The 25,879-nt window shown below is 40.1% G+C and carries 25 protein-coding genes and 2 pseudogenes; 9 read left to right on the top strand and 18 right to left on the bottom strand.

Translation table 11 applies throughout. The annotated features are described in order from the left end of the window. Window positions 1–6: 6 nt before the first annotated feature. From rlmD to cysM, 3 genes are read right to left on the bottom strand one after another with little or no spacing between them, the layout of a single operon-like run. Window positions 7–1,410, bottom strand: coding sequence for a 23S rRNA (uracil(1939)-C(5))-methyltransferase RlmD (gene rlmD / locus BLV99_RS09900; RefSeq protein WP_092690154.1), 1,404 nt, complete (start codon window positions 1,408–1,410; stop codon window positions 7–9). 6 nt (window positions 1,411–1,416) lie between these two features. Further along, on the bottom strand, window positions 1,417–2,238 hold the full coding sequence (locus tag BLV99_RS09895) for a 3'-5' exonuclease (RefSeq protein ID WP_086166197.1): 822 nt from the start codon (window positions 2,236–2,238) through the stop codon (window positions 1,417–1,419). A gap of 23 nt (window positions 2,239–2,261) precedes the next feature. Further along, window positions 2,262–3,191 carry a cysteine synthase CysM gene (gene cysM / locus BLV99_RS09890; RefSeq protein WP_092690151.1) on the bottom strand — a complete coding sequence of 310 codons (930 nt, stop codon included), beginning with the start codon at window positions 3,189–3,191 and terminating at the stop codon, window positions 2,262–2,264. A 153-nt stretch (window positions 3,192–3,344) separates the two neighbouring features. Between cysM and BLV99_RS09885 the strand changes: the two genes are divergently transcribed. From BLV99_RS09885 to rsfS, 5 genes are all read left to right on the top strand, one after another. Continuing rightward, on the top strand, window positions 3,345–6,155 hold the full coding sequence (locus BLV99_RS09885) for a GacS-like sensor histidine kinase (protein WP_086185178.1): 2,811 nt from the start codon (window positions 3,345–3,347) through the stop codon (window positions 6,153–6,155). A 115-nt stretch (window positions 6,156–6,270) separates the two neighbouring features. Beyond that, window positions 6,271–7,059: a crotonase/enoyl-CoA hydratase family protein gene (locus BLV99_RS09880; RefSeq protein ID WP_074947412.1), complete on the top strand. Its 789-nt coding sequence runs from the start codon at window positions 6,271–6,273 to the stop codon at window positions 7,057–7,059. A 36-nt stretch (window positions 7,060–7,095) separates the two neighbouring features. Beyond that, complete coding sequence (locus BLV99_RS09875) at window positions 7,096–7,962, top strand: NAD(P)-dependent oxidoreductase (RefSeq protein ID WP_092690149.1); 867 nt, start codon at window positions 7,096–7,098, stop codon at window positions 7,960–7,962. A gap of 33 nt (window positions 7,963–7,995) precedes the next feature. Then, window positions 7,996–8,790: a hydroxypyruvate isomerase family protein gene (locus BLV99_RS09870; RefSeq protein ID WP_092690144.1), complete on the top strand. Its 795-nt coding sequence runs from the start codon at window positions 7,996–7,998 to the stop codon at window positions 8,788–8,790. Window positions 8,791–8,867: 77 nt separating this feature from the next. Beyond that, the gene (gene rsfS / locus BLV99_RS09865; RefSeq protein ID WP_074947409.1) at window positions 8,868–9,269 is read left to right on the top strand and encodes a ribosome silencing factor; all 402 of its coding nucleotides are present in this window, start codon (window positions 8,868–8,870) and stop codon (window positions 9,267–9,269) included. Window positions 9,270–9,375: 106 nt separating this feature from the next. Here rsfS and BLV99_RS09860 read toward each other — a convergent pair whose 3' ends face one another. The 5 genes from BLV99_RS09860 to BLV99_RS09840 form a co-directional block, all read right to left on the bottom strand. Continuing rightward, window positions 9,376–9,984, bottom strand: coding sequence for a hypothetical protein (locus BLV99_RS09860; RefSeq protein ID WP_086185175.1), 609 nt, complete (start codon window positions 9,982–9,984; stop codon window positions 9,376–9,378). 11 nt (window positions 9,985–9,995) lie between these two features. Further along, window positions 9,996–11,333 carry an ammonium transporter gene (locus BLV99_RS09855; RefSeq protein ID WP_092690141.1) on the bottom strand — a complete coding sequence of 446 codons (1,338 nt, stop codon included), beginning with the start codon at window positions 11,331–11,333 and terminating at the stop codon, window positions 9,996–9,998. 453 nt (window positions 11,334–11,786) lie between these two features. Continuing rightward, window positions 11,787–13,241: an NAD(P)(+) transhydrogenase (Re/Si-specific) subunit beta gene (locus BLV99_RS09850; protein WP_092690138.1), complete on the bottom strand. Its 1,455-nt coding sequence runs from the start codon at window positions 13,239–13,241 to the stop codon at window positions 11,787–11,789. Then, entirely contained in the window at window positions 13,242–13,568 is a 327-nt protein-coding gene (locus BLV99_RS09845; protein WP_004650250.1) for a proton-translocating transhydrogenase family protein, read from the bottom strand. It lies immediately after the preceding gene. An 11-nt stretch (window positions 13,569–13,579) separates the two neighbouring features. After that, window positions 13,580–14,707, bottom strand: coding sequence for a Re/Si-specific NAD(P)(+) transhydrogenase subunit alpha (locus BLV99_RS09840; RefSeq protein WP_092690134.1), 1,128 nt, complete (start codon window positions 14,705–14,707; stop codon window positions 13,580–13,582). A 974-nt stretch (window positions 14,708–15,681) separates the two neighbouring features. Between BLV99_RS09840 and BLV99_RS09830 the strand changes: the two genes are divergently transcribed. Continuing rightward, window positions 15,682–16,608 (top strand): DMT family transporter, encoded by a 927-nt coding sequence (locus tag BLV99_RS09830; protein ID WP_086185172.1) that lies wholly within the window; start codon window positions 15,682–15,684, stop codon window positions 16,606–16,608. On the opposite strand, the gene soxR is transcribed toward BLV99_RS09830, so the two are convergent. Continuing rightward, on the bottom strand, window positions 16,605–17,117 hold the full coding sequence (gene soxR / locus BLV99_RS09825; protein WP_092690131.1) for a redox-sensitive transcriptional activator SoxR: 513 nt from the start codon (window positions 17,115–17,117) through the stop codon (window positions 16,605–16,607). The genes BLV99_RS09830 and soxR overlap by 4 nt on opposite strands. 71 nt (window positions 17,118–17,188) lie before the next feature. On the opposite strand from soxR, the gene BLV99_RS09820 reads away from it, so the two are divergent. After that, window positions 17,189–17,617, top strand: a complete 429-nt coding sequence (locus tag BLV99_RS09820) for a RidA family protein (protein ID WP_092690128.1) — start codon at window positions 17,189–17,191, stop codon at window positions 17,615–17,617. Window positions 17,618–17,637: 20 nt separating this feature from the next. After that, window positions 17,638–18,828, top strand: a complete 1,191-nt coding sequence (locus BLV99_RS09815) for an MFS transporter (RefSeq protein ID WP_092690124.1) — start codon at window positions 17,638–17,640, stop codon at window positions 18,826–18,828. A 59-nt stretch (window positions 18,829–18,887) separates the two neighbouring features. Here BLV99_RS09815 and BLV99_RS09810 read toward each other — a convergent pair whose 3' ends face one another. The 6 genes from BLV99_RS09810 to BLV99_RS09785 all read right to left on the bottom strand — a co-directional run bounded on the left by BLV99_RS09810 (window position 18,888) and on the right by BLV99_RS09785 (window position 22,896). After that, window positions 18,888–19,532: a hypothetical protein gene (locus tag BLV99_RS09810; RefSeq protein ID WP_092690122.1), complete on the bottom strand. Its 645-nt coding sequence runs from the start codon at window positions 19,530–19,532 to the stop codon at window positions 18,888–18,890. A 575-nt stretch (window positions 19,533–20,107) separates the two neighbouring features. Continuing rightward, on the bottom strand, window positions 20,108–20,287 hold the full coding sequence (locus BLV99_RS09805; protein WP_086166211.1) for a zf-HC2 domain-containing protein: 180 nt from the start codon (window positions 20,285–20,287) through the stop codon (window positions 20,108–20,110). Next, entirely contained in the window at window positions 20,281–20,898 is a 618-nt protein-coding gene (locus BLV99_RS09800) for an RNA polymerase factor sigma-70 (protein ID WP_092690118.1), read from the bottom strand. The genes BLV99_RS09805 and BLV99_RS09800 overlap by 7 nt, the downstream gene beginning before the upstream one ends. 19 nt (window positions 20,899–20,917) lie before the next feature. Then, window positions 20,918–21,655, bottom strand: coding sequence for an HvfC family RiPP maturation protein (locus BLV99_RS09795; RefSeq protein ID WP_086185166.1), 738 nt, complete (start codon window positions 21,653–21,655; stop codon window positions 20,918–20,920). A 21-nt stretch (window positions 21,656–21,676) separates the two neighbouring features. Next, the gene (locus BLV99_RS09790) at window positions 21,677–22,519 is read right to left on the bottom strand and encodes an HvfB family MNIO-type RiPP peptide maturase (RefSeq protein WP_092690115.1); all 843 of its coding nucleotides are present in this window, start codon (window positions 22,517–22,519) and stop codon (window positions 21,677–21,679) included. 68 nt (window positions 22,520–22,587) lie between these two features. Then, on the bottom strand, window positions 22,588–22,896 hold the full coding sequence (locus BLV99_RS09785) for an HvfA family oxazolone/thioamide-modified RiPP metallophore (RefSeq protein ID WP_092690112.1): 309 nt from the start codon (window positions 22,894–22,896) through the stop codon (window positions 22,588–22,590). Window positions 22,897–23,058: 162 nt separating this feature from the next. On the opposite strand from BLV99_RS09785, the gene BLV99_RS09780 reads away from it, so the two are divergent. Further along, window positions 23,059–23,655, top strand: a complete 597-nt coding sequence (locus tag BLV99_RS09780) for an HvfX family Cu-binding RiPP maturation protein (protein ID WP_086185164.1) — start codon at window positions 23,059–23,061, stop codon at window positions 23,653–23,655. A gap of 4 nt (window positions 23,656–23,659) precedes the next feature. On the opposite strand, the gene BLV99_RS09775 is transcribed toward BLV99_RS09780, so the two are convergent. The 3 genes and pseudogenes from BLV99_RS09775 to BLV99_RS18665 form a co-directional block, all read right to left on the bottom strand. Next, complete coding sequence (locus BLV99_RS09775) at window positions 23,660–23,899, bottom strand: hypothetical protein (protein ID WP_092690110.1); 240 nt, start codon at window positions 23,897–23,899, stop codon at window positions 23,660–23,662. An 876-nt stretch (window positions 23,900–24,775) separates the two neighbouring features. After that, window positions 24,776–25,674 (bottom strand): annotated as a pseudogene (locus BLV99_RS18325) (IS3 family transposase); the annotation flags it as partial. Further along, window positions 25,663–25,872: pseudogene (locus BLV99_RS18665) on the bottom strand (GIY-YIG nuclease family protein); the annotation flags it as partial. The pseudogenes BLV99_RS18325 and BLV99_RS18665, both read right to left, overlap by 12 nt. Window positions 25,873–25,879: the final 7 nt, after the last annotated feature.

Here is a 25,879-nt window from a genome sequence, read left to right as displayed (position 1 = left end):
ACCTCTTTACTTATCATATTCTAAATCGTTTATTTCATTGTATTTTTCGAATAAGGCAATAGACTCAACATGTCCCGTATGGGTAAACATATCCATTACCCCAGCCTTTTTTAATCGATAGCCATGTTGTGCCAACACACCAGCATCACGTGCCAATGTTGCAGGATTACATGACACATAAACAATTTTCTTTGCACCAAATTTAGGTACATAATGCATGATTTCCTCGGCACCCGCACGCGGAGGATCAATCAATAATGCATCAAATCCTTGATTTGCCCAAGAATGATGCGAAAAATCTTTTGTTAAATCTTGTGAATAAAAATGAGCATGAACGATACCGTTGCTTTCAGCATTTTCCGCAGCACGGCGTACCATTTCTTCACTCCCTTCCACACCCACCACTTGTCCAGTTTCCCCCACACAACGCGCAAGCGGTAAAGTGAAGTTGCCTAGACCACAAAATAAGTCTAGAACGCGCTCTCCTTGCTTCAATTGAAGCAAATCACATGCCAGCTTCACCATCTGTGGATTAATCGTCGAATTGACTTGGGTAAAATCAAGCGGACTAAAGCCAAATTTGAGGTCAAAATCATCTAAAGCATAATGCAAACGCATTGCAGCCATTGGATCATCCACACGGTGCAAACTCTCTGCACCTTCTGGTTGTAAATACAATTGCCACTGTTTGTTTAACGCAAATTGTTTTAATTGGTTGACATCCTGTTGTGATAATTTTTCAGTATGACGAACCAGCAATGCAATTTCATCATCGCCCATAGCCAATTCTATATGACCAATGGCTGCTTTGGCTTTTAGACTTTGGAGTAACTGTTTCAATGCAGTGATGGAGCCAAATTCACGATCCAGCACCAGACAACGGTCAATCGAAATCAATTTATTGCTTTGGTTCTCACGGAATCCCACCACCAATTTATCTTTCTGTGGAAGATAACGTACCCCAATACGGGCTTTACGGCGGTAATCTTCACGGGTTGAACGTAAAGCAGGGAGCCATTGCTCAGGCTGGATTCCAGCAAAATGTTCTAAATGCGATTTTAAAACCTCTTGCTTGAGACGAATTTGTTCATCTAACTGAATGTGCTGCATATTACAGCCACCACACACGGTAAAATGTGGACATTTCGGCTCAGTACGTGTTGCAGCGGGTTCACTTAATAACGCAGTACTATCCGCTTCTTCTAAACGTTTGACCACATTGGTAATTTGCGCGCTAACGGTTTCCCCCGGCAAAGCATAACGAATAAATACTTTTTTGCCTTGCTTCTCACTCGGATGATCAGGGTGTGATCCATAGTGTGCTATCCCCCGTCCTTCATGTGAAAGTGACTCAACCTGAAAAGTATAAATCGGCTGTTGAGCTGGACGGGGCTTGGTTCTATGTTTCATGAATACCTAGAGTGTGGGAGAAAGAAAGTCAATCGATGTAAATTCAGTACGTTGTGAAGTTTCACGCCATACTGCTAAAAAATCGCGATGTTGAGGTTGGGTGGATAAAAATTGAATGGTGCGCTGAATAACATCACGATAATCATTGATTAACAGCTGACCTTTTAATAACGACCAACGCAAATAAACCAACCATGTATTGAGTACATCCCCTTCGCAATATGCCGTCAGTTTTTGCCATTCTTGCTGACGTACATACTCGGGTACATGATAAGCACCATCACCTCGTTTACCGGGATAACCCAGTAAATGTGCGATATCATCCAGTTTTTGAAAATTCCGACCATTAAACATCGCCATCACATCCATTAAATCGACATGACGATGGTGATAACGGTTCTGATAGTTATTATAGCGCTTTTGCTGATCAATTTCGCCTTGATCGAATAAACTTGGTGCAGACAAACCATGATACATGGCGCGAAAAAGAATCACAGGCAAATCAAATTGTGAACCATTCCAACTGACTAGGGTTGGATTGCGCTTATCAAAAATGGAGAGGAATTTGGTTAAAATTTCAGCTTCACTGTGCTGTTCTCGACTAAACGAGAACATTTTCATGCCACCTTGTTCATCTAACCATAAGCCAGAAATACACACGATTTCATGCAAAGCAAGACGTTGAAAATCCATGCCCGATTCTTGACGACGTAATTTAATTAAGGCCTGTTCTAAATCTGCATCTGGCAAATCTAAACCATACAAATGCGCCCCCGACTTTAAATCGGTCAAGGTTTCTATATCGAAAATTAAAACAGGTAAGCGCATGTAAAACTCACAAAATTGCAGATTTATTCAGGATCTTGAACTGAAAATAAACCTGTAGAAAGGTAACGATCGCCACGATCGCAAATGATACAAACAATAACGGCTTCAGGATTTTCTTGCGCCAATTGAATAGACGCCCAAACTGCACCACCAGATGACGTACCCGCACTAATGCCTTCTTTTTGTGCCAGTTTACGCATGGTTTTTTCCGCTTCACTTTGTGGAATATCCATAATGCGGTCAACACGACGACGATCAAAAATGGTAGGCAAATATTCTTCTGGCCAACGACGAATACCCGCAATACTTGAACCATCCGAGGGTTGCAAACCGATAATTTGAATCTCTGGGTTCATTTCTTTTAAGTATTTAGAAACGCCCATAATGGTGCCCGTCGTGCCCATTGAACTGACAAAATGCGTGATTTTCCCACCCGTTTGCTGCCAAATTTCAGGGCCAGTGGTGAGATAGTGCGCTTCAACATTATCAGGATTACCAAATTGGTTCAGCACCAAACCTGTGCCTTCTTTTTCCATCTGCAAGGCAAGATCACGTGCGCCTTCCATGCCTTGTTCTTTGGTGACTTCAATCAGTTCAGCGCCGTAAGCCCGCATTGCATCTTTACGTTCTTGGCTCATATTATTAGGCATGATTAAGGTCATTTTATAGCCACGCATTGCAGCAACCATGGCTAAGGCAATCCCTGTATTTCCGCTTGTCGCCTCAATTAACGTATCATCTGGTTTGATTTGACCACGCTTTTCAGCTTGCATAATCATGTTATATGCAGGACGGTCTTTGACCGAACCTGCCGGATTATTGCCTTCAAGTTTTGCCAGTACTGTTGCTTGAGTGTGACTTGCTAGACGCTGTAAACGCACTAAAGGAGTTTTTCCTACATAGTGATCTAACAAAAATTCGTCTGCTTGAAAATCAGGGGAGATATTACTCATTATTTGCACCTAGATCGAGGTGCGCCTATTGTATGAAAAAATGCTAGGCGCTGCACCCATTTAACTGGCTTTTTATTGAAAGTGATTAAAGCGCAATCAGTTTCAAATAAAGCATGCTAAACTGCCGTGCATAGGAAATAAACTGCTTTAACCATGTCAAATATCAATAAAAAGTTATTTAAGCGTCTACACTTAAATCATGCTTATGGACAATTAATTGCACTGATTTTTGTGCCAATTACGATTTTGGCATGTGTTGGTGCATTGTTGGTTTTATCCGAAACGTCAAACGCATCACGTGCGCAGCAAAAACAAATGGCAATTGCTATTATGACACGTTACCAACCCACGTCTGAAGCTGCACTCGACCTACTCAATCGTTATCCTTGGCAATATGATCAAGCGCGTAATGCCATGCAAAGCATGTTAAATGAAAAACATGTTATTCGTGCCGCGATTATTGACCCCAAAGGTCGAAACCGTTTAAGCATTGGTTTTCAAGACCAAGACCCTTGGCCTGCAATTCACTCCAAAGCCTCTTTTGTTGGCCCAATTTCTTATAATAAAAATAATATTTACGCACTCAATATTAATGAAAATACACAATCACCGGCACAACTGGTGATTGAACTCGACAACCAGCCACTCGAAATTGCACGTTATCGTGTCATGATTGTACTGGTGGCGACTGGTCTACTGACTTTATTGCTGCTGTTATTGTGTTTGAATTTTTATTCACGTCGCTGGATTGCACCGATGTACGAAATTCGTATGCAATTACAACGCTTAAATGCTGACACACTAGACCAGCACATGGTCATTAACAGTACTGGTGAATTACGCTTACTCCAGCGTGATATTGCCAATGTGGTTAAGCGTCTACATTTCAGTTTTTTAGAACTAAAAGAACATACCGAACAAACTGAAGATGATTTACGCCGTACTCTAGACACCTTAGAAGTGCAAAATATTACCTATCGTCAAGCACGTGACCAAGCCATTTCCGCGAACCAGTCTAAATCGGTGTTCTTGGCCAATATCAGTCATGAATTACGCACCCCGTTAAATAGTATTGATGGCTTTATTCATTTATTGCTGCGCCAAGGCAATTTAAGCAATGAACAAAACTTATATTTGCAGACCATTCGTAAATCATCTGCCCATCTTTTGGCCCTAATTAATGATGTGCTCGATTTCTCGAAAATTGATGCCGGTAAATTAGAATTAGAAACCGCACCCTTTGACCTAGAAGAAGCCATTTTTGATGTGATGGATATGCTCTCGCCCTTGGCTGCACAAAAGCATATTGATATGGCTTTTTACTATGCTGACAATATACCGACCCAAATGGTGGGTGATGCACTACGTTTCAAACAAATTCTGACCAACCTCATTTCCAATGCCATTAAGTTCACTCCAGATGGTGAAATTATTGTCCGTGCACGGATGGAACATGATGATATTGGTCACTGTTTATTACACTTTAGCGTACAAGACAGCGGGATTGGTTTAAGTGGTACAGACCGTAAAAAACTGTTTGAATCCTTCTCGCAAGGCGATGCTTCAGTCACCCGCCAGTTTGGGGGTACAGGTCTAGGTTTAGCCATTTCCAAACAGTTAGTGCATTTAATGCAAGGTCAAATTGGTTTTGAAGATAACCAAGAACGCGCACCAACTGAAAAAGGCTCAACCTTCTGGTTTACCGCTCGGTTTGCTGTGGATGACGAAATTGAAATTGAACATCCAAACTTTAATAAAATGCAGGTGGTATCGTACTTAGCACATCCTGCAACGGCAAATATTTTACGACATTATCTGGAAAATTATGGTGTCCATCATGTCGAAACCAGCTCGATTCTAGATTTATTTAGTCAACTGAAGCGCTTCTCGGAAAGTGATGAAAACACTTGGCTGATTGTCGATCATAGTGGTGATGGCGAAGCATTATTAAAAGAAATTCGAAATCGCTATTCTGGCAACATTGCCGTCTACGGTTATCAAATGGCGCTCGATCCCAACATGTTAAGCGAATATCGGGCGCGACCAATGTATCAACCGCTCAGTCGCAGCGCATTAATTCAACTGCTCAGCAATCAGCCTATTTTTGAACATGATGTCCATGAAGAATTTAATGGGCAAGGTTTACATGTACTTGCAGTAGATGATCATTTACCGAATTTAATAGTTTTAGAAGCGCTATTGGGTGAACTGAATGTCAAAACGACTAAAGCGTTAAGTGGTCAAGAAGCGCTTGAAATTATTCAGAAGCGAATTGAAAAAGGGTTGGCTGCATTTGATGTGGTGTTCATGGATATTCAAATGCCAGTGATGTCTGGTATTGATACCACACGTGCGATTCGCTCGCTAGAATCGACCTTAGAAAACCATAAACGCCTGCCAATTATTGCATTGACAGCACATGCACTTGCAGATGAGAAACAAAAACTGTTACAGGTCGGTATGGATGATTACGTCACCAAACCGATTCAAATGGAACAAATTATTCAAATTTTGACCCATTGGACATCAGAAAGCTTTAAAAAAGCCAAAGTTGCCGATAAAGCCATCCTGATTGAAGCACTCGATCCGCATATTTTAGATTGGCAACAAAGTTTGCAACTGGCTGCCAATAAAGAAGATTTGGCGATTGATTTACTGAAAATGTTGGTTGATAGTTTCCCAGCGGAAATCAATGAAATACAACAGTTGATTGAATTGGAAGATTTTCCGCAACTCGAACATGTCCTGCATCGTTTATATGGTGCAACACGCTATGTTGGTGTGCAGAACCTACAAGAGGTTACAGGTGGATTTGAACAGTTTATTTCTTCTTTACGCAAAGAACGGCGTAAAGCTGATGACAGCTTTATTCAAGAGACGCTAAAACGCTTGGATGAATTACAATCCGTCATTCAACTGGTCGAACAGGCAGCACAGCAAATTTTAAACAAAACAAATCTCTAGGGTCTGATGCAAATCGTGGCAGTAGCGTCTAGATTTAGATGTGACTCGACTGTCATGTATCAGAGAAATGACCGTGTTATGCTCAAAACAATCTAAAAAAATATAGGTCTATCTCATGGCGTTACTTCGCATAGAAAAAAACAATGGCATCGCAACAGTATCTTTAAACCGTCCAGAAAAACGCAATGCCATGAGCTTTGCTTTACTACGCGAATTGGTCAATGCAGCCAATCAAATTAAAAAAGACCGTTCGATTCGCTGCGTTATTTTAACCGGTGAAGCACATGTCTTTAGTGCTGGAATTGACCTTGCCGATTTAAATGCTCCAAAAAATACCGCTTATGCAGCATGGGAACTGATTAAACCGGGGCAAAGCCTATTTCAAAAAGCATTTCTCATTTGGCAAGAACTGCCTGTTCCTGTGATTGCTGCACTTGAAGGGTATTGTCTGGGTGCAGGCATGCAATTGGCACTGGCTGCGGATATTCGTATTGCTCATCCTGATACCCAAATGTCGATTATGGAAAGTCGTTGGGGATTGGTTCCAGACATGGGACTGACACGTTCCATTAAAGGTATTATCAGTGTCGATCTTGCGAAAGAACTAACTTTAACAGGTCGAATTTTCAATGCCACGTATGCCAAAGAAATTGGTTTAGTGACCCATTTAGATGAATCGCCAATCAGCAAAGCCCAAGCCATTGCAGAAGAAATGTTACAACGCTCTCCTGATGCCTTAACCGCAGCTAAACGCGTCCTTGATGCCATGGAACATGAACCGAAAAAATCTTTACGCCTCGAAAAAATCTGGCAACTGAAATTACTTTTAGGTAAAAATAGTAAATTAGCGCGTAAAAAAGACAAGAACCCCGAAGTTCAATTTTTACCGCGCCAATATAAGTAAACTATTGAAATAACAACATTGTGCAGAGAAAAACACATGAGTTTTGATCGTAATACAAAAATTGCATTTTTAGGTATGGGGCTGATGGGTAGCCGAATGGCAACTCGACTCATTCAAGCAGGTTTTACCGTGGCGGTGTGGAATCGAACGGCATCCGCATGTGACGTTCTGATTGATATGGGCGCCATGGCCTTAGAGCTGCAAGAGATTGGGCAATATCCGGTTATTTTGACCTGTTTGGCTGATGATGCAGCGGTGCAATCTGTTTATGATCAAATTCAAGCGCAATTATGTGCTGAGCAAGTGATTGTTGATTTCTCTAGTTTATCGGTCGATCAAACCAAAGCCTTGGCAGAGCAAGCGCAACTGCATCAAGTGCAGTGGATAGACTCCCCTGTTTCGGGTGGGACGGCGGGGGCTGAACAAGGCACACTGGTGATTTTTGCTGGGGGTGATCTACAAACCATTCAGGATTTATCGCTGATTTATAACGTGCTTTCACAACGCGTCACCCGAATGGGGGAAACAGGCACTGGGCAAGCCACCAAAATATGCAATCAACTGATTGTGGCTGCAAACAGTACCTTAATTGCTGAAGCAGTTGCTCTAGCTGCTCAAGCAGGTGTAGATACCACTTTGCTGGCGCCGGCATTGGCAGGTGGATTTGCCGACTCAAAACCTTTCCAAATTTTAACCCCGCGTATGGCGACCCATACTTTTGAACCTGTGCAATGGAAAGTGCAAACTTTGTCCAAAGACTTAAATAATGCGGTTCAGCTGGCAGAACAATTCCATTTAAATATTCCAGTTGCAAAACAAGCACTATCACAATTGCAAAGCCATCAAAATAAAGGCTATGCTGAAGCTGATCTTGCAACAGTGATTCAACTGATTGAATCTTAAGCAGCTCACTTTTAACCGACAAGGAGTAAAGGCATGATTAAGTTGGCTGTAAATCTATCGATGATTTTTACTGAAGTACCCTTAATTGAGCGCTTTGCTCTGGCTCAGGCACAGGGTTTTAAACATGTTGAGATTCAATTTCCTTATGAACTCAGCATCGAGCAAATTCAAAGTCAACTCACCATGCATGACCTGACCCTTTGCCTGATTAATGTACCTGCTGGTGACTTAATGCAAGGTGGCAATGGTTTAGCTGGTGTTCCGGGGATGGAACTGGAGTTTCACCGTGGTTTAGAACAAGCCATTCAATACGCCACTGCGCTGAATGTGCCTAGTGTCAATATTTTAGCGGGTAAACAACCACTCGACTCAGACTTACTGCCTTGTTTAAATACTTTATCGAGCAATCTTAAACTTGCCTGTCATATGCTATCCGATCATCATCTTCAACCTGTTTTTGAAATGATTAATAGCACCGATATGCCACGCTTTTTAGTGCAAAATATTGCTCAAGCACAAGAAATGTTAGAAGCTGTGCAACACCCTGCCCTTAAAATGCAATATGACTGTTACCATATGGCAATGATGGGTGAAGATGTACTGGAAGCCTTAAAAGAAAATATTCACGATATTGGGCATATTCAATTTGCCGACTGCCCCGGACGGCATGAACCCGATAGCGCACAAATACATTTTGCAGAAATTTTTCAATGGCTCAATCAAAGTGCATACAGCGGCTATATTGCAGCCGAATATAGACCACAAGCCCATTCCAGCCATTCCTTTGCATGGAAAGATAAATATTTTGCAAAACATCCGCAAAGTTAAATTATGAACAGAATTGAAATACAGCACTAAAACCGCTATATTACACGATGAGTTATTGTCTGGAAATAAAACCCTTTATGAATTTAGAACCATCGCCCAGCGCTTCTAATTCTCTCGATATCGCAATGAATTCTCAAGCTCAAGATGTACAAGCTTGCTTAAAAGTTGTACATGAAGCCCTATTAGATGTAAAAGCAAAAGATATTCTTGAAATTGATGTAAGCGCGATTAGTAATGTGGCAGATGCCATGGTGATTGCTAGCGGCACATCAACGCGTCACATTAAAGCCCTTGCAAATAATGTTGCTGAAGAAGCACGTAAAGCAGGTTTTCGCCCTCTCGGTGTTGAAGGTGAACGTGATGCAGAATGGATCTTAATCGACCTTGGTTTTGTGGTTGTCCACGTTATGCTTCCAGCGGCACGTAAATTTTACGACCTTGAAAGCTTATGGCGTGCCACTCCAGAATCGATAGCGTAAAGAAAAAAAGCGACCTTAAGGTCGCTTTTTTCATCTTAGGACTTCTGTTTTAGCATGGCGTGCTGACCAACAAACTCAATCACAGCAGCAAGATGATTCATTGCAACTATAATAATTGATGTAAATCAACATCAGGATATTTGGTTTTAATCTGCATTTTCGCCCTTGCATAGACTTGATCTGCCTTGGCTGGCCCATAAAACTCACAATAACATTCATATATGATGGTAATCACTTGGGCATAAAGGGTCAGTGGTAAAACCTCAATAAAAGCAGCATCATTAATTTTTACCGATGTCTCAATCGCTAAACCCATGTCTTGTAGCTGTTGTTTAACTTCATCATTAAAGTCATTCAAATCAGTTGCTGTAACAGTTAACGTCACTGCATCAACCAAGCCAAAGAACGCATCGGCAATATCTATTGAAATAAGTTCTTCTGGCTCTAGTTTCGGTTTGATTTCCAATAAAACCTGCTTCTCCACAGCCGACATTTCAGATAGTACTTTTCTTAGCATCTCTTTACGATAAAAACGTAATTCATCGGTATTACAAATTTCACTTAAAAAGCGATTGAGCACAAAAGAAGGCTGGTCTCCATATTCTTGCTCCCAGTAATTCAGTACGCGCTCCAATACCGTAGCATTCATATAGTCACTGAGACCACGTTCAATCGCTTGTTTCTTTTGTATCACACTGAGTAATTCATTCGGCATTGCTCAATTCCTTAATGGCGTTTGGTCATATCGTCCGTTTCAAAAGTCACATCACGCTGAAATTCTGGATAAGATAGCTCGGCATGTTCGGTATAATCTAACCCACGTTGTTCATGCTGTTTACTCACACGCAAGCCACCTAAAAGTTTGTCCAGCACTTTAAAGACCACAAATGCAATGCCGAAGCCCCAAACAAATGCAGCGACCACACCTAAAACCTGAATCGAAATAATATGTGAATTAAACAAATCTGCTTCAAAAAATAAGCCTGCCGCTACCGTTCCCCATGCCCCACAAAAACCATGTACAGTCACCGCATCCACCACATCATCCAATTTTAATTTTTCCATTAAGCTTGGCATTACACTAACAATCAAACCCGCGGTTAAGCCGGTAATAACAGCAAATAATGGTGACATGGTTGCACAGCCTGCGGTAATTCCAACCAAACCACCCAATGAAGCATTAATGGTGGTCTTCATTAGAATTGCCTTGCCACGAATCAGCGCATACAGCATATAAGCAACTGCGCCAGAACATGCAGCCAAATGGGTATTTAGGGCAATTCGACCAATACTGACACTGGCATTCACTGTTGACGCGGCATTAAAACCAAACCATGCAAACCAAAGGATAAAGCCGCCTAATGCAACTAACGGTAGGTTATGCCCTGCCAAATGGTGACTTTGTCCATTTCGACCAAAACGTCCTAAACGAGGACCCAAGACAATAATCCCTGCCAATGCCACCCAACCACCGATTGAATGCACCACAGTTGAACCAGCAAAGTCGATAAAACCTAAAGCTTTTAACCAACCTTCGCCATCAAAAATACTGCCCCATGCCCAACTTCCAAAGATCGGATAAATCAAACCACTCACCACTGCTGCACTGACCACATAAGCAACAAAATGAATGCGTTCAGCCATAGCACCGCTGGCAATGGTCGTTGCTGTTGCTGCAAACATCATTTGGAAGAACAATAAATTCCAATGCCAATCATCCATCACATTGGGTGCAAAATGACTTGTCCCGATCCAACCTGAAGTATTAACCCCAAACATTAACCCAAAACCGAGTAACCAAAAGACCAGTCCACCCAAACATGCATCCATATAATTTTTCATCAGCACGTTAACGGTATTCTTACTGCGTACAGAACCGCTTTCGACCAATGCAAAACCAGCCTGCATAAAAAAGACCAGAATTCCCCCCATGACCACCCAGACACTATCGAGAGATAAGCGGATTTCTTGAATATTTTGAGCTGGAGTTGCTAATGATTCTGCGGCAAAACTTGGCAAGGCGATGCAGCATAACAACAAGAATAAATATTTTATTTTTTTCATGAATAATCTCCCCCAAAGATTATTCATCTAAATAGCAAAATCAATGCCATAAACCAAAGCGATGATTGATGTTAGATCGTATCCTTCGAAGTAGCTTTCTTATAGGCAACTTTATTTAAAATAGGCGAAGTAAAAACATTATTTTTTTAACAATAATTAAAAAAAAATAAGATAATGCTACTTTATGTCGCACTTTATTGAGTACATAACAAGATTGCGCCAAATGGCATAGAAAAATCAGCAAGCATGGTTAATTTTAGATGCCCTCTCAGATGAACGAGGATCTTAAAATTGCGTTATTTTTATCATCAAGCGCGACCCAAAGCATTAAAGCTAAAATTGCTTCACATCTATAGCATTAAACCAAAAGATTTCGACAATAAAAAACCACCCGAAGGTGGTTTTTAATCTCCCTAAATCCCTCTTTATCAAAGAGGGACTTGAGACTTTGATTTAATGGCCAGAACCATTAATTGCTTTAGTCATATCTTCCACAACTTTCTTGGCATCACCAAAAATCATCATGGTTTTATCATTATAGAACAAGTCATTGTCTAGACCTGCATAACCTGTCGCCATTGAGCGTTTGATTACCATAATGGTTCGAGCGCGGTGGGCTTCAAGAATTGGCATACCATAAATCGGCGATGTTGGATCATCTTTTGCCGCAGGATTGACCACGTCATTTGCACCAATCACCAACACCACATCTGTTGCTGGGAAGTCAGAGTTGATTTCATCCATCTCTAAGATATCTTCATAAGCAACATCCGCTTCAGCCAGCAATACGTTCATGTGGCCCGGCATACGACCTGCAACAGGGTGAATCGCAAAACGCACCGTTACACCTTGTTCTTTCAAGATATGCGCAAGTTCTTTCACTGCATTTTGCGCACGACCTTGTGCCATACCATAACCCGGTACAATCACAACGCTATCCGCATTCGACATTAAGAAGCCCGCATCATCCGCAGAACCTGAACGGTGATTACGCTGTACTTTATCGCCTACTGCCGCTGTCGGTGCTGCTGTGCCACCCATTGCACCACCAAACAATACATTGATGATTGAACGGTTCATGGCTTTACACATAATGTAAGACAGAATTGCACCCGATGAACCCACCAGTGAACCCGCAACAATCAACATGTTATTTTCAAGCGTGAAACCGATACCCGCTGCCGCCCATCCAGAGAATGAGTTTAATAGCGATACCACAACAGGCATATCACCACCACCAACGGGTGCAATCCAAACCCAACCCAATGCCAATGCCAGAGCAGTCATTGCCCAAAACGCTTGCATATTACCTGTTGAGAAAAAGATGAAACCACAGACGAGCATTGCAAGGAAAATGCTGGCTTGTAGAGGTTTAACCCATGCCCCTGAAATGGTTTTCGCCCATTTTTTTGCCGCCAATTTACCATAAGCAAATACAGAGGCTGTAAAGGTAATCGCACCGACAAAACAACCCACAAACAATTCAAATAAATGAACTTTACTCATGTGTACATGTTCAACGCCTGCTGCTGTTAAAGCGGCTTCGTTTTCCACAAACAATGCTGTGAGTTGGTTGTTATGTAAAATTGCAGCAATCGCAATCAATACCGCAGCCAAACCCACCAATGAGTGCATTAATGCTACTGTTTCAGGCATTTGTGTCATTGGAACTGTACGCGCACGTGCAATACCAACGATACCACCTAAGACCATTGTACCGACAATCATCCAAACGACAGGATGATTCGCCACAAAGAACGTGGTGATTACAGCAATCGCCATCGCGATCATACCGTAACGGTTACCTGCAATTGCGGTTTTAGGACCTGACAAACCACGTAGCGTTAAGATAAAAAGAACGGCGCCTACTAAGTAGAACCAATCCGCATAGTCTCGAATAAATTCCATTTACGAACCCTCTTTTTTCTTTTGCTTAGGCTTAAACATTTCCAGCATACGTGCAGTTACTGCGAAGCCACCGAAAATATTGATACTTGCCAAGAACACAGCAACCGCACCCAAGATGCTCACCACGTTAATGCTTTGGAAAGCCACGTTTGCATCAAGCCCAATACTTGGCATACCCACAGTCTGAATCATTGCACCAACGACAATAATTGAAGACAAGGCATTGGTTACAGCCATTAATGGTGTATGTAAAGCAGGCGTTACCCCCCAAACCACGTAGTAACCTACGAAGATGGCAAGGACGAAAATTGTAATCGTTTCAACCATGATCTATCTCCTTAACCACGCTTTAACAGCACTTGGCCGCCATGAGTGACGAGTAGGGCTTTCTGAATTTCTTCTTCCTGATTTAAAACAAAGTTCTTATCAGCATCAAAAAGTGTTTCTAAGAAATTAAAGACATTACGTGCATACAGTGCCGAAGCTTCTGTAGCCACAGTTGCTGGAATATTTGGAATACCTAAAATAGTCACGCCATTATCGGTCACCACATTTTCACCGCATTTTGAACCTTCAACGTTACCGCCTGATTCAACCGCCATATCTAGGATGATTGAACCCGGTTTCATTTTGGCAACCGTTTCAGCACGAATTAAACGGGGTGCATCACGGCCTGGCAAAAGTGCCGTGGTAATCACGATATCTGCATTGGAAACAGCTTTGTCGACAATTGCGGCTTGGTCTTTGATGTATTGCTCACCGGGCATCCAGCCATAACCATTTTTTGCAGCATCGGCAGCTTTTTGCTTTTCATCGTCAGACATCGGTACGTCTAACCACTTGCCGCCTAAAGATTCCACTTGATCGCGAGCTGTTGGACGTAAATCCGTTGCTTCAACCACTGCACCTAAACGCTTTGCCGTTGCAATGGCTTGCAAGCCTGCAACACCCACACCCATAATCACCACACGAGCTGGCTTTACCGTTCCAGCAGCGGTCATGAGCATTGGGAACATACGTTGATATTCTGCCGCAGCCAAAAGCACAGATTTATAACCGGCTAAGTTGGCTTGAGAAGACAGGACATCCATGTTTTGTGCGCGAGAAAGCGTACGGGGTAAAAGCTCTAAAGCAAATGCAGACACCTGTGCAGATGCAAATTGGTCAAGTTCAGTATTACGATACGGATCAAACATTGCGATTACAGCAGTATTCGCTGCAAGCTTTTGAATTTCATCGCCTTTAGGGGCACGAACTTTCAAAACAATTTGGCTGCCGGTATAGGCATCATCTGTAATTTTAGCACCGACCTGTTCATATGCACTGTCAATATAAGCGGCTTTCACGCCTGCTCTACGTTCAATGACGACTGTATGACCAGCACTGATCAACTTCTTTACTGTTTCTGGCGTTGCTGCCACACGATTTTCACCGAGAACAGTTTCGGTTGGGATTCCGATCTGCATGAGCCTTCCTCAAGCTAGTTTTTCTTAAGTAAACATCGCTATTCGCAATGTTTCCCCCTAGATGCATTTTTGTTGAATTTTTGGATTCTAATTGAACTGTTTTAAATTACCACCCAATATTTATTTAATAAATACCCATATATTGAACTGGTGATTCACAAAAATTATCATGCGATAGCGCATTTATTTTTTTCGCTTTCATTAAAATTACTTTTATTAGCTTAATTGCCATTGCGGTACTTTCTCAATTTTTATATTTAAACACTGGTCATTATTTTTTTAGATTGATTTAAAAATAAACATTGATCATTCTGACAATCAGCACTTTTATTACCAAGCAAGTTCTTAGTTAAAGATGTTCTTGTTGAGCACTAAAATGGCACATTTAGCTTCCACTTTTCATGAGATTGACTAAAGTGACACAATAAAGAAAATTCTCTTGCTAGAAATCCAACTGTTTTTTTCCAGTTCATTTAAAAAAATGGGCGACCCAGTAAGTATTCAGCTCTTGTTATTTTTCCCCATTTCTATGGTTATTTTTAATAACAGCATCTATTCACCATAAGTCTAATTGGGTCAAAAAATAATTACATTTTTTTTGATTGCCATTTCGGCAGGTGATGATTTAACCCTTATTTTATCTATTTGAGTATTTTTCGCACCACTTTAGAGCAAATTTTAACTATTTTCATCAATATTCTGATTACGCCTAAGCAAAATCGTCATTTTTAGGGATTTTCCCCGTTGTTATGGTCTAAATTTTTTTAATATTTTAAATAAAATCGTGACTCAACTCATTTCAACTAAGCTTTATCACGACTGAATTAAAATAAAATCCAAAATTTCGAGGATTCATTCCAAACTGGAATCGCAGTTATCATCTTTTTGCATTTCAACTCTACGGGGAAAAACTTTATCATTCACATTTCTACACTGCATTACAGAGCGCAGTCACACTTCGCCAAGTAGGTAAAATGAACCGTTTTTTGACAGCTACACAATTAGGGTCTTTATGCGCGATTGGTGCCGCTTTTTTATTTAGTACCAAGGCCATTATTATTAAACAGGCCTATGCACTATCGCCACTGGTCGATGGCACAGTCCTTATGGCACTCAGAATGCTTAGTGCACTGCCCTTTTTTTTACTGCTCTGTTGGTTCAATCGGCAGCACAACAAAAATATCGCGCCTAAAGACTGGATGCTACTGATTTTTGCAGGATTAATTGGTTATTACTTGTCTAGCTGGTTAGACTTTGCGGGCTTAATGTATATTAGCGCATCACTAGAGCGTATTATTCTATTTTTATATCCAACACTTACCGTACTTGTCTCTAGCGTCATTTATAAACAGAAACTCAGCCTAAAAAGCGCGATTGCGATTGCACTGAGTTATGGTGGTACGGTTATTGTGATGTTGCAGGAACAAAGTAGCGTAGCGCATGAAGGCAATTTTTGGTTGGGTGTCAGTTTAGTCTTTGCCAGTGCCATCAGCTTTGCAAGCTATTTATTATTAACCCCGCGTCTAATTCATAAATTTGGCTCATGGAATTACACCGGCTTAGCCTTAAGCATCGCTTGTTTCGGCACACTCACCCATTACTTTATTGCCATTCCCAATCCAATAGCATTACTCACGCAATTACCCATCGGTGTGATTGGTTATGGCATTGCATTAGGTTTACTGGTCACGGTACTTCCCACCATTTTGATTGCCCAAAGTATTTCACGCTTAGGCGCAGCGCAATCGGCAATGATTGGTTCAATTGGCCCCGTGTTAACCATTATTCTGGCAGTGGCTTTGTTAGGTGAACACATGAATGCCATACAATGGTTTGGTTGCTTGCTCAATATTGTTGGGGTCATGATGATTACCCTATCGAAAAAGAAACTGGCACATTAATCATCTTCTACGCACTGCTGCTGAATGGTGAAATGCTGTGGCTTTTCTTCTAGTTGCAATAATATCTGCTGAAAATGAGCACCCGCAGATTGATCTGCCATTTGATCGTTTGGATTACGCAATGGACATTGTTGTAAAGACAAACAGCCGCAGCCTATACACCAATCGAGTTGTTGCCTTAGCTGCAACAAACTGACAATTTGCCCATCCAAACTGGCTTGCCATTTTTGCGACATTTTTTGCCAATCCGCCTTGCTGGCCACCTTATTTTTTGGCAATACCGAAAAGGCCTCTTTAACTTGCTGCAAGCTCATACCGACTTGCTGTGCAACTTTAATAATGGCTACACGGCGCAGCATAGCCCGTTGATAACGACGTTGCTTACCATCGGTACGAATGCTCCAAAGCAATTCTTTTTCTTCATAAAAACGAATCGTGGGGACACTTACACCACTGCGCTGGGCCAACGCACCTATTGTCATCCACTGATGTGCATCTTTTTCAGTCATAAGGCTTGACCTCAAGTTAACTTCAGCTTTGATACTAGCAAAATTGACCGCTCATTTCTGGACAATCGTGCATGAATTCAAGTATTGAACAATCATCCAAAGCTTTTAGACTCCTTAACCCAAAGACACTTTATAACCCGCAACCTTTTGCGTATAGTCACATTACCGAAGTGACACAGTTTCAACGTGTCCTTCACATTTCAGGACAAGGTGGTGAAAACCAACGAGGACTTTTATCTACAGATTTTGCTGTACAAGTCAGACAAGCCTTTCAAAATATTGAACTGGCTTTGACCCATGTACAAGCAACACTGCAAGATACTGCTGTTTTAAGAATTTTAGTGGTTGATCACAATCCCCAGAAACATCAGTTTTTAATTCAGGAAATGCAAAAACTTTGGAAAGATCAGCCTTTCCCTGCGTGTACGCTAATTCCTGTCCCGTGTCTTGCACTAGCCGGTATGCTCATTGAAATTGAAGCAACCGCTTATTGTCAGTAATACAAAAGCAAGGGACTTTTATGAACACCTCTCTCGACATCAGCCAAGATAAATCTTTGCTATGGTTGATGGCTGTTGCCTGCGGTTTATGTGCAGGGGCGAATTATTATTGCCAGCCTTTAATCCATTCGATACAACAATATTTTAATGTCCCTGAATCTCAAGTGGCGTTAACCGTCACCTTTGCACAAGTGTCTTATGCCTTAGGTCTGCTCTTTATTGTGCCTGTCGGTGACATTGTCAATAAAACCAAATTTATTCCTCTGTTAATGTTTTTTGCTGCAATTGGACTATTTTTGTGTGCTTTTGCTGTCAACTTACCCATGCTTTGGCTAGGAACAGTGATTGTAGGATTATTTTCAGTCGCAGCACAGGTTTTGATTCCTTTAGCAGCCATGGCGGTAAAACCCGAAAAAACAGGGGAAGTACTGGGCTTCTTAATGAGTGGACTTTTAGTCGGCTTACTGCTGTCCACCAGTCTTGCAGGTTTACTGTCCAATCTGTTCAACTGGAAACTCATTTATGTGGTCAGCGCAGTATTGATGCTGATTTTGGCTTTTTTACTCAAAGCCAAACTTCCGCATATTGCAGTATTCAAAATGAGTTATGCCAACATTTTTAGATCAATGGCGCTGCTTTTAAAAGAAGAGCCACGTTTAGGCTTGCGTGCTTTAGTCGGTGGTTTTGCTTTTGCAGCAATGAGTATTCTATTTTCAACCATCGCAGTTTTACTCACCTCCTCCCCCTTTAACCTATCGGATGTCTTGGTCGGTGTTGTGACACTGATTGGTGTGTTTGGTGCATTGGCCACAGCGAAAATTGGCAAAATTGCCGATCAAGGTCATACCCAATCACTAACGTGGATTGGTCTTTTGGTTCTGGCGATCAGTTGGTTATTTTTCTACTGGGGTGGGCAATATTTATTCAGCTATATCATTGGCTATGGGGTGATTAGCTTAGGCTTAACCATTGTGCACACCAGTAATCAAAATATTATTTTTCGTTTACGTCCAGACGCAAAATCACGAATTAATTCTATTTATATGACCGCCTACTTTATTGGCGGAGCTTGCGGCTCTGCACTTGGCGTTTATTCATGGCATCATGGTGGATGGAGCATGACTTGTCTTGCAGGACTGTGTTTGGTGACTTGTTCAGCGCTATTTGCTTTACTTGATCAGCTTTATCATAATAAAGCACGCCTAATTTAAGCATATGAAGCCTCTTTTTAGAGGCTTTTTTTTAATTTTAGTTATGATTTTAGTTTTCGTTATGAGACTTGTACCATCGGATAAAAAGGTTGCACCAAATCAAGACTCTGTGGATTTTCCAAAAATACATAGATAAAAATCGGCAACAATGCAGCCAAAATAGTACAGGCATCTTGCAGTTGTTTACGATTGACAGCGCTATTGTATGTTGTTCCCCCCAGAATCATTTGATTATGCAAGGTATAAAGTCGATTAAAAACCATCCACAAAATATGAGCTGAGTCTTTCGCCTGTAAAGCACGATGGGCCTGTTTTTTTTCCTGATCAAAACTTGCTTTCCAAGAAATTTGACTTATTTTTTGATTTTGATAGTCCCAAAACCCTTGGTAGACATATGGATTTTCTAATAATAAAACAATTAGATGATTACATTTTTGCCAAAGAATTTTATAAACTTTCTGCTCCTGATCCTTTTGGCAGATTAAAGATAAAAACTGTCTTAAGGATTGTTTATCCTGCATGATTGCGACATCTTGTGCATACAGTGCATTAAAAGACACCCAAAGGCTGATAAATTTAAGATCAAGATCCTGATCCAATTCGGCTGATTTTTTTAACCAACTTAAGCCACGATGAATTCTTAAATTAAATGCATCTGAATGTTCTGCTTTTTTACTTTTAAAAATCTCTTCCAAAAGCATCATTTTGCTTCCTCCTACTTTTTTATTGCTTATTACCACACTGAATGTCTGATGATTTGACAAATACCCATAAATAAATTATGGGTATAATTTATTATCTCATCTTATTCTTCAAACTTGCTGTTTTTTAGTCCGATGTTATTGTTTTTAAATACAGCATGTAATAAGTCGCGCTTCAGTTTTTCATTGTTTTAGGTTTCTACTTATGTCCGCTCCTGATAGCCTCACATTTCTGTCGCGCTATGCTGGATAAGACCAGTCGCTTTTTTATTGGAATATTTTATGCAATTTAAAAAACTAGACCTAAAAGAGACACGCATAACGTCCAGAATATATGCAATATTAAGCACAACCCTCTAGTTTATTTATATTTTTAAACGTGCATATCACTCTAAGGTTGGATGGTATTACTGAAAATAGTCGACTCCTCTGCTCATAACCAAGATCCATCCTTTAATTTAATCGGTTTCTTAGCCGCGATTTGTAAAGTTTATATGTATTTACTCAATAGCCACCGATTTTATCGCCCCTTTTTAGTTCAAATAAGAGGACGTGATTAAATCAAATCGTTACTCAGCTTAATTATCATACTTCCTAAAACCCTTCGAAAGCTGACTCAAAGTTTTCATTTGCTGCCCAAAACGACGACATGGACGACAAATCAAGATATGCAGTTGTAAGCTACTCTGCTCTTTCAAGACCAGTTGCCGATCTTGTTTCTCAGAAAGTAATTGCGTTGCTTGTCGACAGGTCAACATGAGCAATCCTCCTTAAGTAACCATTTATTTTCCAAACATTCTCTGAGCTTTACCCGACTGCGATACATCAGCACATTTAAATGAGAAACACTGAGTTCTAGTTTTTGACAAATTTCATCTGAACTTAATTCAATCATTTCTCGTAACATAAAAACCTGTGCATATTTGGCGGGTAAATGATTTAAACAAGCATCAAAAATAATCCAGAAATCTTGCTGCTCCATCATGTCTTCAGGATTTTGCCATGCTTGTGGTGCTTCATATTTATGCCAATGTCCTGAAGAGTCAAATAATGCGTCTATGCTTAATTCACTTTCGTCATCATGAAACAATTCGCTCATGCTCACCATGCGAGACTTTTTTCTAATCAAATCAACTATTTTATTTTTTAAAATCGCAAAGACCCATGTTTTAAAAGCAGAACGACCAGAAAAGGAATCGGTATGCTGCAAAGCACTGACTAATGCTTCTTGTACGACATCTTCAGCTTGTTGAAATGAAGAAAGCTGTAAGATCGCAAATTTCAACATTTGTTGTCTTAAATCCGTTAAAAATGCTGGATTTTGTAGCTGCCCTAACACGGCATCATGATCGACTGAAGCTTGAGCCATCCCGTTTCCTTAGGTTTTTTTATTTTGAAATATATAATAACTGTAATTTTATTAGAAATTTAGATAAGTTTTTTATTTGTGTTTGAATTTCTGCTGCTGATAAATTAGCTACAGCTGACTGGATCAAATTACTCAGCTCTAACTCAAGCATTGCTTTTTGATTCAGTTGTTCAATTAACAGTGCCAATAAAGGCGATAGCTGTTCAACACAAACCTGATCATCTTCATTTCGCCAAACCATGATCGCACTTGGAACGTGTTCAACTTGAGCAAGTGTCGTATTGATTGTCCAATGATAAACTGGATATTGATAGACCAATACCCATACTTGAGTTCGCAATTGCCAAAAATCGGTTTGCGTATAGATTTTATCTTCAATCTCTAAAGTATCTAAATACAATTCCAGCCATTCAAACTGTAATAACTCTGCCAACCAAGGATATTGATGCAAAATTGGATGCTGATGATCCGTTAAATATTCCCTAAATTGCAGTGAAATATCATTATAAAATGGTGACTGACACTTGGATTTTTGAAAAAATTCTTCTAACAATGTTTGCCATTGCTGTTCGGGCAACATTGAGCGAGCAACGGGATAAACCAAATCAATAAAAGAACAAACATTATTCAATAACAAATCTCGATACACCTGCATACGCTCAAGTGAAAGTGTTTGTGGCACTTTACTGTGTGGCTCACGAATCCAAGTGCAAAATTGTTGTTGAGCCTGCTGGAAAGATATCCTGTCTGTATTCATATTCAATCCTTATTTACCTACTCAAGTAAAAATAGGCTGTGTTACTTTTTCATCAAAATGTTGTTTTTGTAAGTGCTTAATGGTGCCAAGTTCATCTTGTAATTCTGACCATGTCGGAATATTAAAATCGCGTTCTAATAAAGTGGGTTTTACCCCACAAACTTGATAGGTGTAGTGCAATAATTTCCAAACTGAATCACCAACAGCAGCACCATGGGTATCAATCAATAAGTCTTCACTCAATTGTTCATGTCCTGCAATATGTAAATAACGAATCCGTTCTTTCGGCATTGCATCAATAAAAGCATAGCCGTTACTGCCATGATTCATACTATTCACATAGACATTATTTACATCTAATAACAGTTCACAATCTGCCTGTGCAATCACGGCACACATAAAATCGGCTTCGCTCATTTCCGCATGAGGCATAAGATAGGTGGAAACATTCTCAATGACTAAGCGCTGCCCAAGAATATCTTGCACCCGTAAAATACGTTCAGCCACATATTTCACTGCTGCCTCGGTCATTGGAATGGGCAATAAATCGTATAAGTAACCCCCATCATGGGTATAACTTAAGTGTTCTGAATAGGTCAAAACCTGATATTTACTGAGGAAGTCTTTAATTTGCTGTACAAATTCAATATTAAGCGGATGAGGCCCCCCAATAGATAGAGAAAGCCCATGACAAAGCAAAGGTGATTTCTCTACACACTGCGCCAACAACTTTGCATGTCTCCCCCCCAAGTTCATCCAGTTTTCAGGGGCAACTTCGATAAAATCAGGATGTGTTTCAGCATTTAAAAACGTGTCAATAAAATCACGCCTTAAGCCTAAACCAACGCCAGAAAAAGAAACCATGCTGTTTTCCTTACTCAAAAAATGATGTCGGATTTTTAAAAAACCGACATCATCTATATTTCAATGGTTTAATGAGTAGCAGATTTACCCTCTGCTGCATTTTTGCTTGCGCCACATTTAGCATCAGCCGCTTTCTTGCTTGCGCCGCATTTAGCATCAGCCGCTTTCTTGTTTGCTCCGCATTTAGCGTCGGCTGCTTTTTTGGCATCAGCCGCTTTCTTGTTAGCACCACATTTAGCTTCACCACATTTACCATCAGCCGCTTTACTGGCATGTGTTTCAGTCGTTGTAACTGCTGCCGAAACATGTGTTGTGACGCCAACAACTGAAAGTGCCAATAATGCTGCTATAGATGTCATTGAGTTTAACTTATTCATTTTTCATTTCCTTTTGATCAATTTTTAGATTTGTACTTGGGTACGTATTATTAGACGAACAACCATTCAATTTATTACAGTTAAATAAAATTTTTTTTCTTGTAATAAATAAAATTTTCATTCGACTAATACCTATTAAATACTATTCGGTGTGAAATTATCATGAAGAACTTCATTGCTACTTTGTTACAACGTTATAAAAATTTAGGCATTATCTTAAAACACTTTGATGGACTTGCAGCACTCGGTTTAAGGCTTTATTTGGTGCCTGTTTTTTGGATGGCGGGAACAAATAAGTTGATGCATTTTCAAGACACGATTGACTGGTTTGGAAACAGCGACTGGGGCTTAGGATTACCTTTTCCAAGCATAATGGCTGCATTGGCAACATCGGCAGAGCTGAGTGGCGCAGTTTTATTAGCATTGGGTTTATTCACTCGCTTAATCAGTATTCCACTGATTATCACCATGTTCGTTGCCATTTTTACCGTTCATTTGCCTCATGGCTGGCAAGCCATTGCCGATCCTAATGCCCCATTTGCAAATGCACAAGTACTGGCTTCTGCTGAAAAATTAGAAAAAGCACGTGAAATTTTAGAAACATATGGAAATTATGATTGGCTTACATCGAGCGGCTCATTGGTCATTTTAAATAATGGCGTCGAATTTGCCGTGACTTATTCCGTGATGCTGTTGGCACTCATTGTATTAGGTGGCGGACGCTATGTAAGCCTAGATTACTGGTTCACTCGAAAATGAAATGCTAAAGATGCCCTAACTCCAATGAGTAACCCTTTAAAGGAAATCCAACTCGTTCTTTATCTTTCTGGTTACTCAACTGGGCGTGTTGGGTCATATCTGCTGATGTGTTTTTTGTGATAAAATCTTGCGCTATTGAAAATTCTTGAATTAAGCAAAGCCAGCTTATTTTGCTATATCCAAAATGATCGCCCAATGCATCGATATATTCATCAATGGCCTTTGCTAAAGTGATATTGATCACATCTGCGCTGCCTAATAGAATATCTGAATTTTCTTCGATTTCATCCTCATGATTTGTAAGCCGTTTTTTAACATGTCACATTGAACTCAACATTTTACTTTCTTTGACGTTGATAACCCCGTTCCGATTTATTCTAATTTCGGCTTAAAAACGTATTGTTCCATCTGCTAATTTGCATTGTGAAGTTGCCCCATAATTTAGGCCTTATTCTTTATCAGAATCGATAATAGTGTAAATTTTAAAGACTATGGTGCGAAATGAAGCGTAAAAAATCGAAATCAGTCAAAATATGTAACACTGTAAAGGTATGATTTTTAATATGAATATTAACAACCCCGTTGAAAACATGAAAGAACCACGAATCAGTGTTGCACCGATGATGGATTGGACATATTTAAAAAAATAGTAATTAAATAACAATAGCTTAATTAAAAATTAAAATATCAAGGTGTAAAAATGGTGTAAAAACTGTTTATTACAAAAAAGTTGGTACAGTGCTTAATAAAGAAAATTTGGGTGGGAAATGATAGCAAAGGTTCTACGAGCCTTTACTTCTCTAGCTAATTCATCTTTAAACATAAGAAAAATCTACAATATGTACACAGTTATGTACACATTTCTAAATATGTACTAAAACTGAAAAAGTGGGAATTCAAAATTGGCGTAATTGTAGCAGATTTAGAGTTGTATAGGCATAGGTGGAAATCCAGTGGCTTTTTTTTTGGGGGGGGGAAACACCTAGTTTTATAAACTCAATTTATCTCTTTGCTTCGGACTTTTCGGCTTATCGGGAATTGATGTTTGCTGGATTAACAGGACACTCTTACTTAGGAGATTCTAAGCAGGCAACTTGTAAAAGTCCTCTGCCATTTGATTTGGTGCATTATTGTAGCAATCGCCTTTTATACTCATCGAAGCCTGAAATCCATATTTTTCAATCATATTGCGATATTCATGGCTACAATATTGGCTTCCTCTGTCCCAGTGAACGATTAATTTTCGAGATGGTTTATGATTGCCAACAGCCATGCTGAGAGCATTGCAAACAAGTTGGGCTGTCATCCGTTCACTTAAGTTATAAGCAACTACCTGTTTAGTACAAAGGTCTTTTAAAGCTGCTCGATATAACTGTCCTTCGGCTGTCCAAATGTACGTTATGTCACTTACCTATGCTTGATTCGGGGTTTCCATTGAAAATTGTTGGTCTAGCAAATTATCGTAGACAGAACGCTTGTGGTCACTATTCCTTGTTCATTTAAAACGCTTATGGCGCTTACAATACAATTGATTTAACCTTTTGATACAACGGACTGCATACGCGCTAATTTGAATGCCTTGTGATTGTAAGTATCTCGTTAAGCGAATATGGCCATAACTTTCTTTAGTTTCTTGATGGGCGATTTTGACCAAGATAGTCTGCTGATATGTTTGAATCTTTCGTTGGCTTAAACCTTGTTTAAGCCAATCATAAAACCTTGATATTGAAAATTTTAGTAGTCTAGCCATCATCGTCGTTGGATATCTATTTTTTATGCTCTTTCATATAAGCTTACCTCACTAATTTTCCCTGGCAAAGTACGCTACTGCTTTTTTTAGGGATTCTCTTTCCATTTCAGCAGTTTTGAGTTGTTGTTTTAGCTTTTTATTCTCTTCAAGCAGCGCAACGAGATAGGGTAAATATTGTTGTGTACCCGCTAATGTCCCTGCTTTGGATTTATTGTGTCAATTGGAAAGAGTCTAGATGAAATTCCAAGTAGTCTTGCTGTTTCTGAAACAATGGGTACATCTTTATAAAATGCTTTAGCTAATGAACGGTACAGCATGGTTGATTCAGTACAATTTTCAAAGATAGTACGTGTACGGCCATCTTTACGGAAACGTTTACCATCAACTGTTTTAGCTTCAGAAGTCAAATTAATATCTGCTAGATAAACTAATAAGCCGTTTAAAATATAGTAATTACTTTCAACTAGTTATAAC

The organism is Acinetobacter kyonggiensis (assembly GCF_900107285.1).
Classification (GTDB): domain Bacteria; phylum Pseudomonadota; class Gammaproteobacteria; order Pseudomonadales; family Moraxellaceae; genus Acinetobacter; species Acinetobacter kyonggiensis.
Note: the sequence above shows the minus strand (reverse complement) of the source record. Positions and strands in the feature narration are given on the sequence as shown.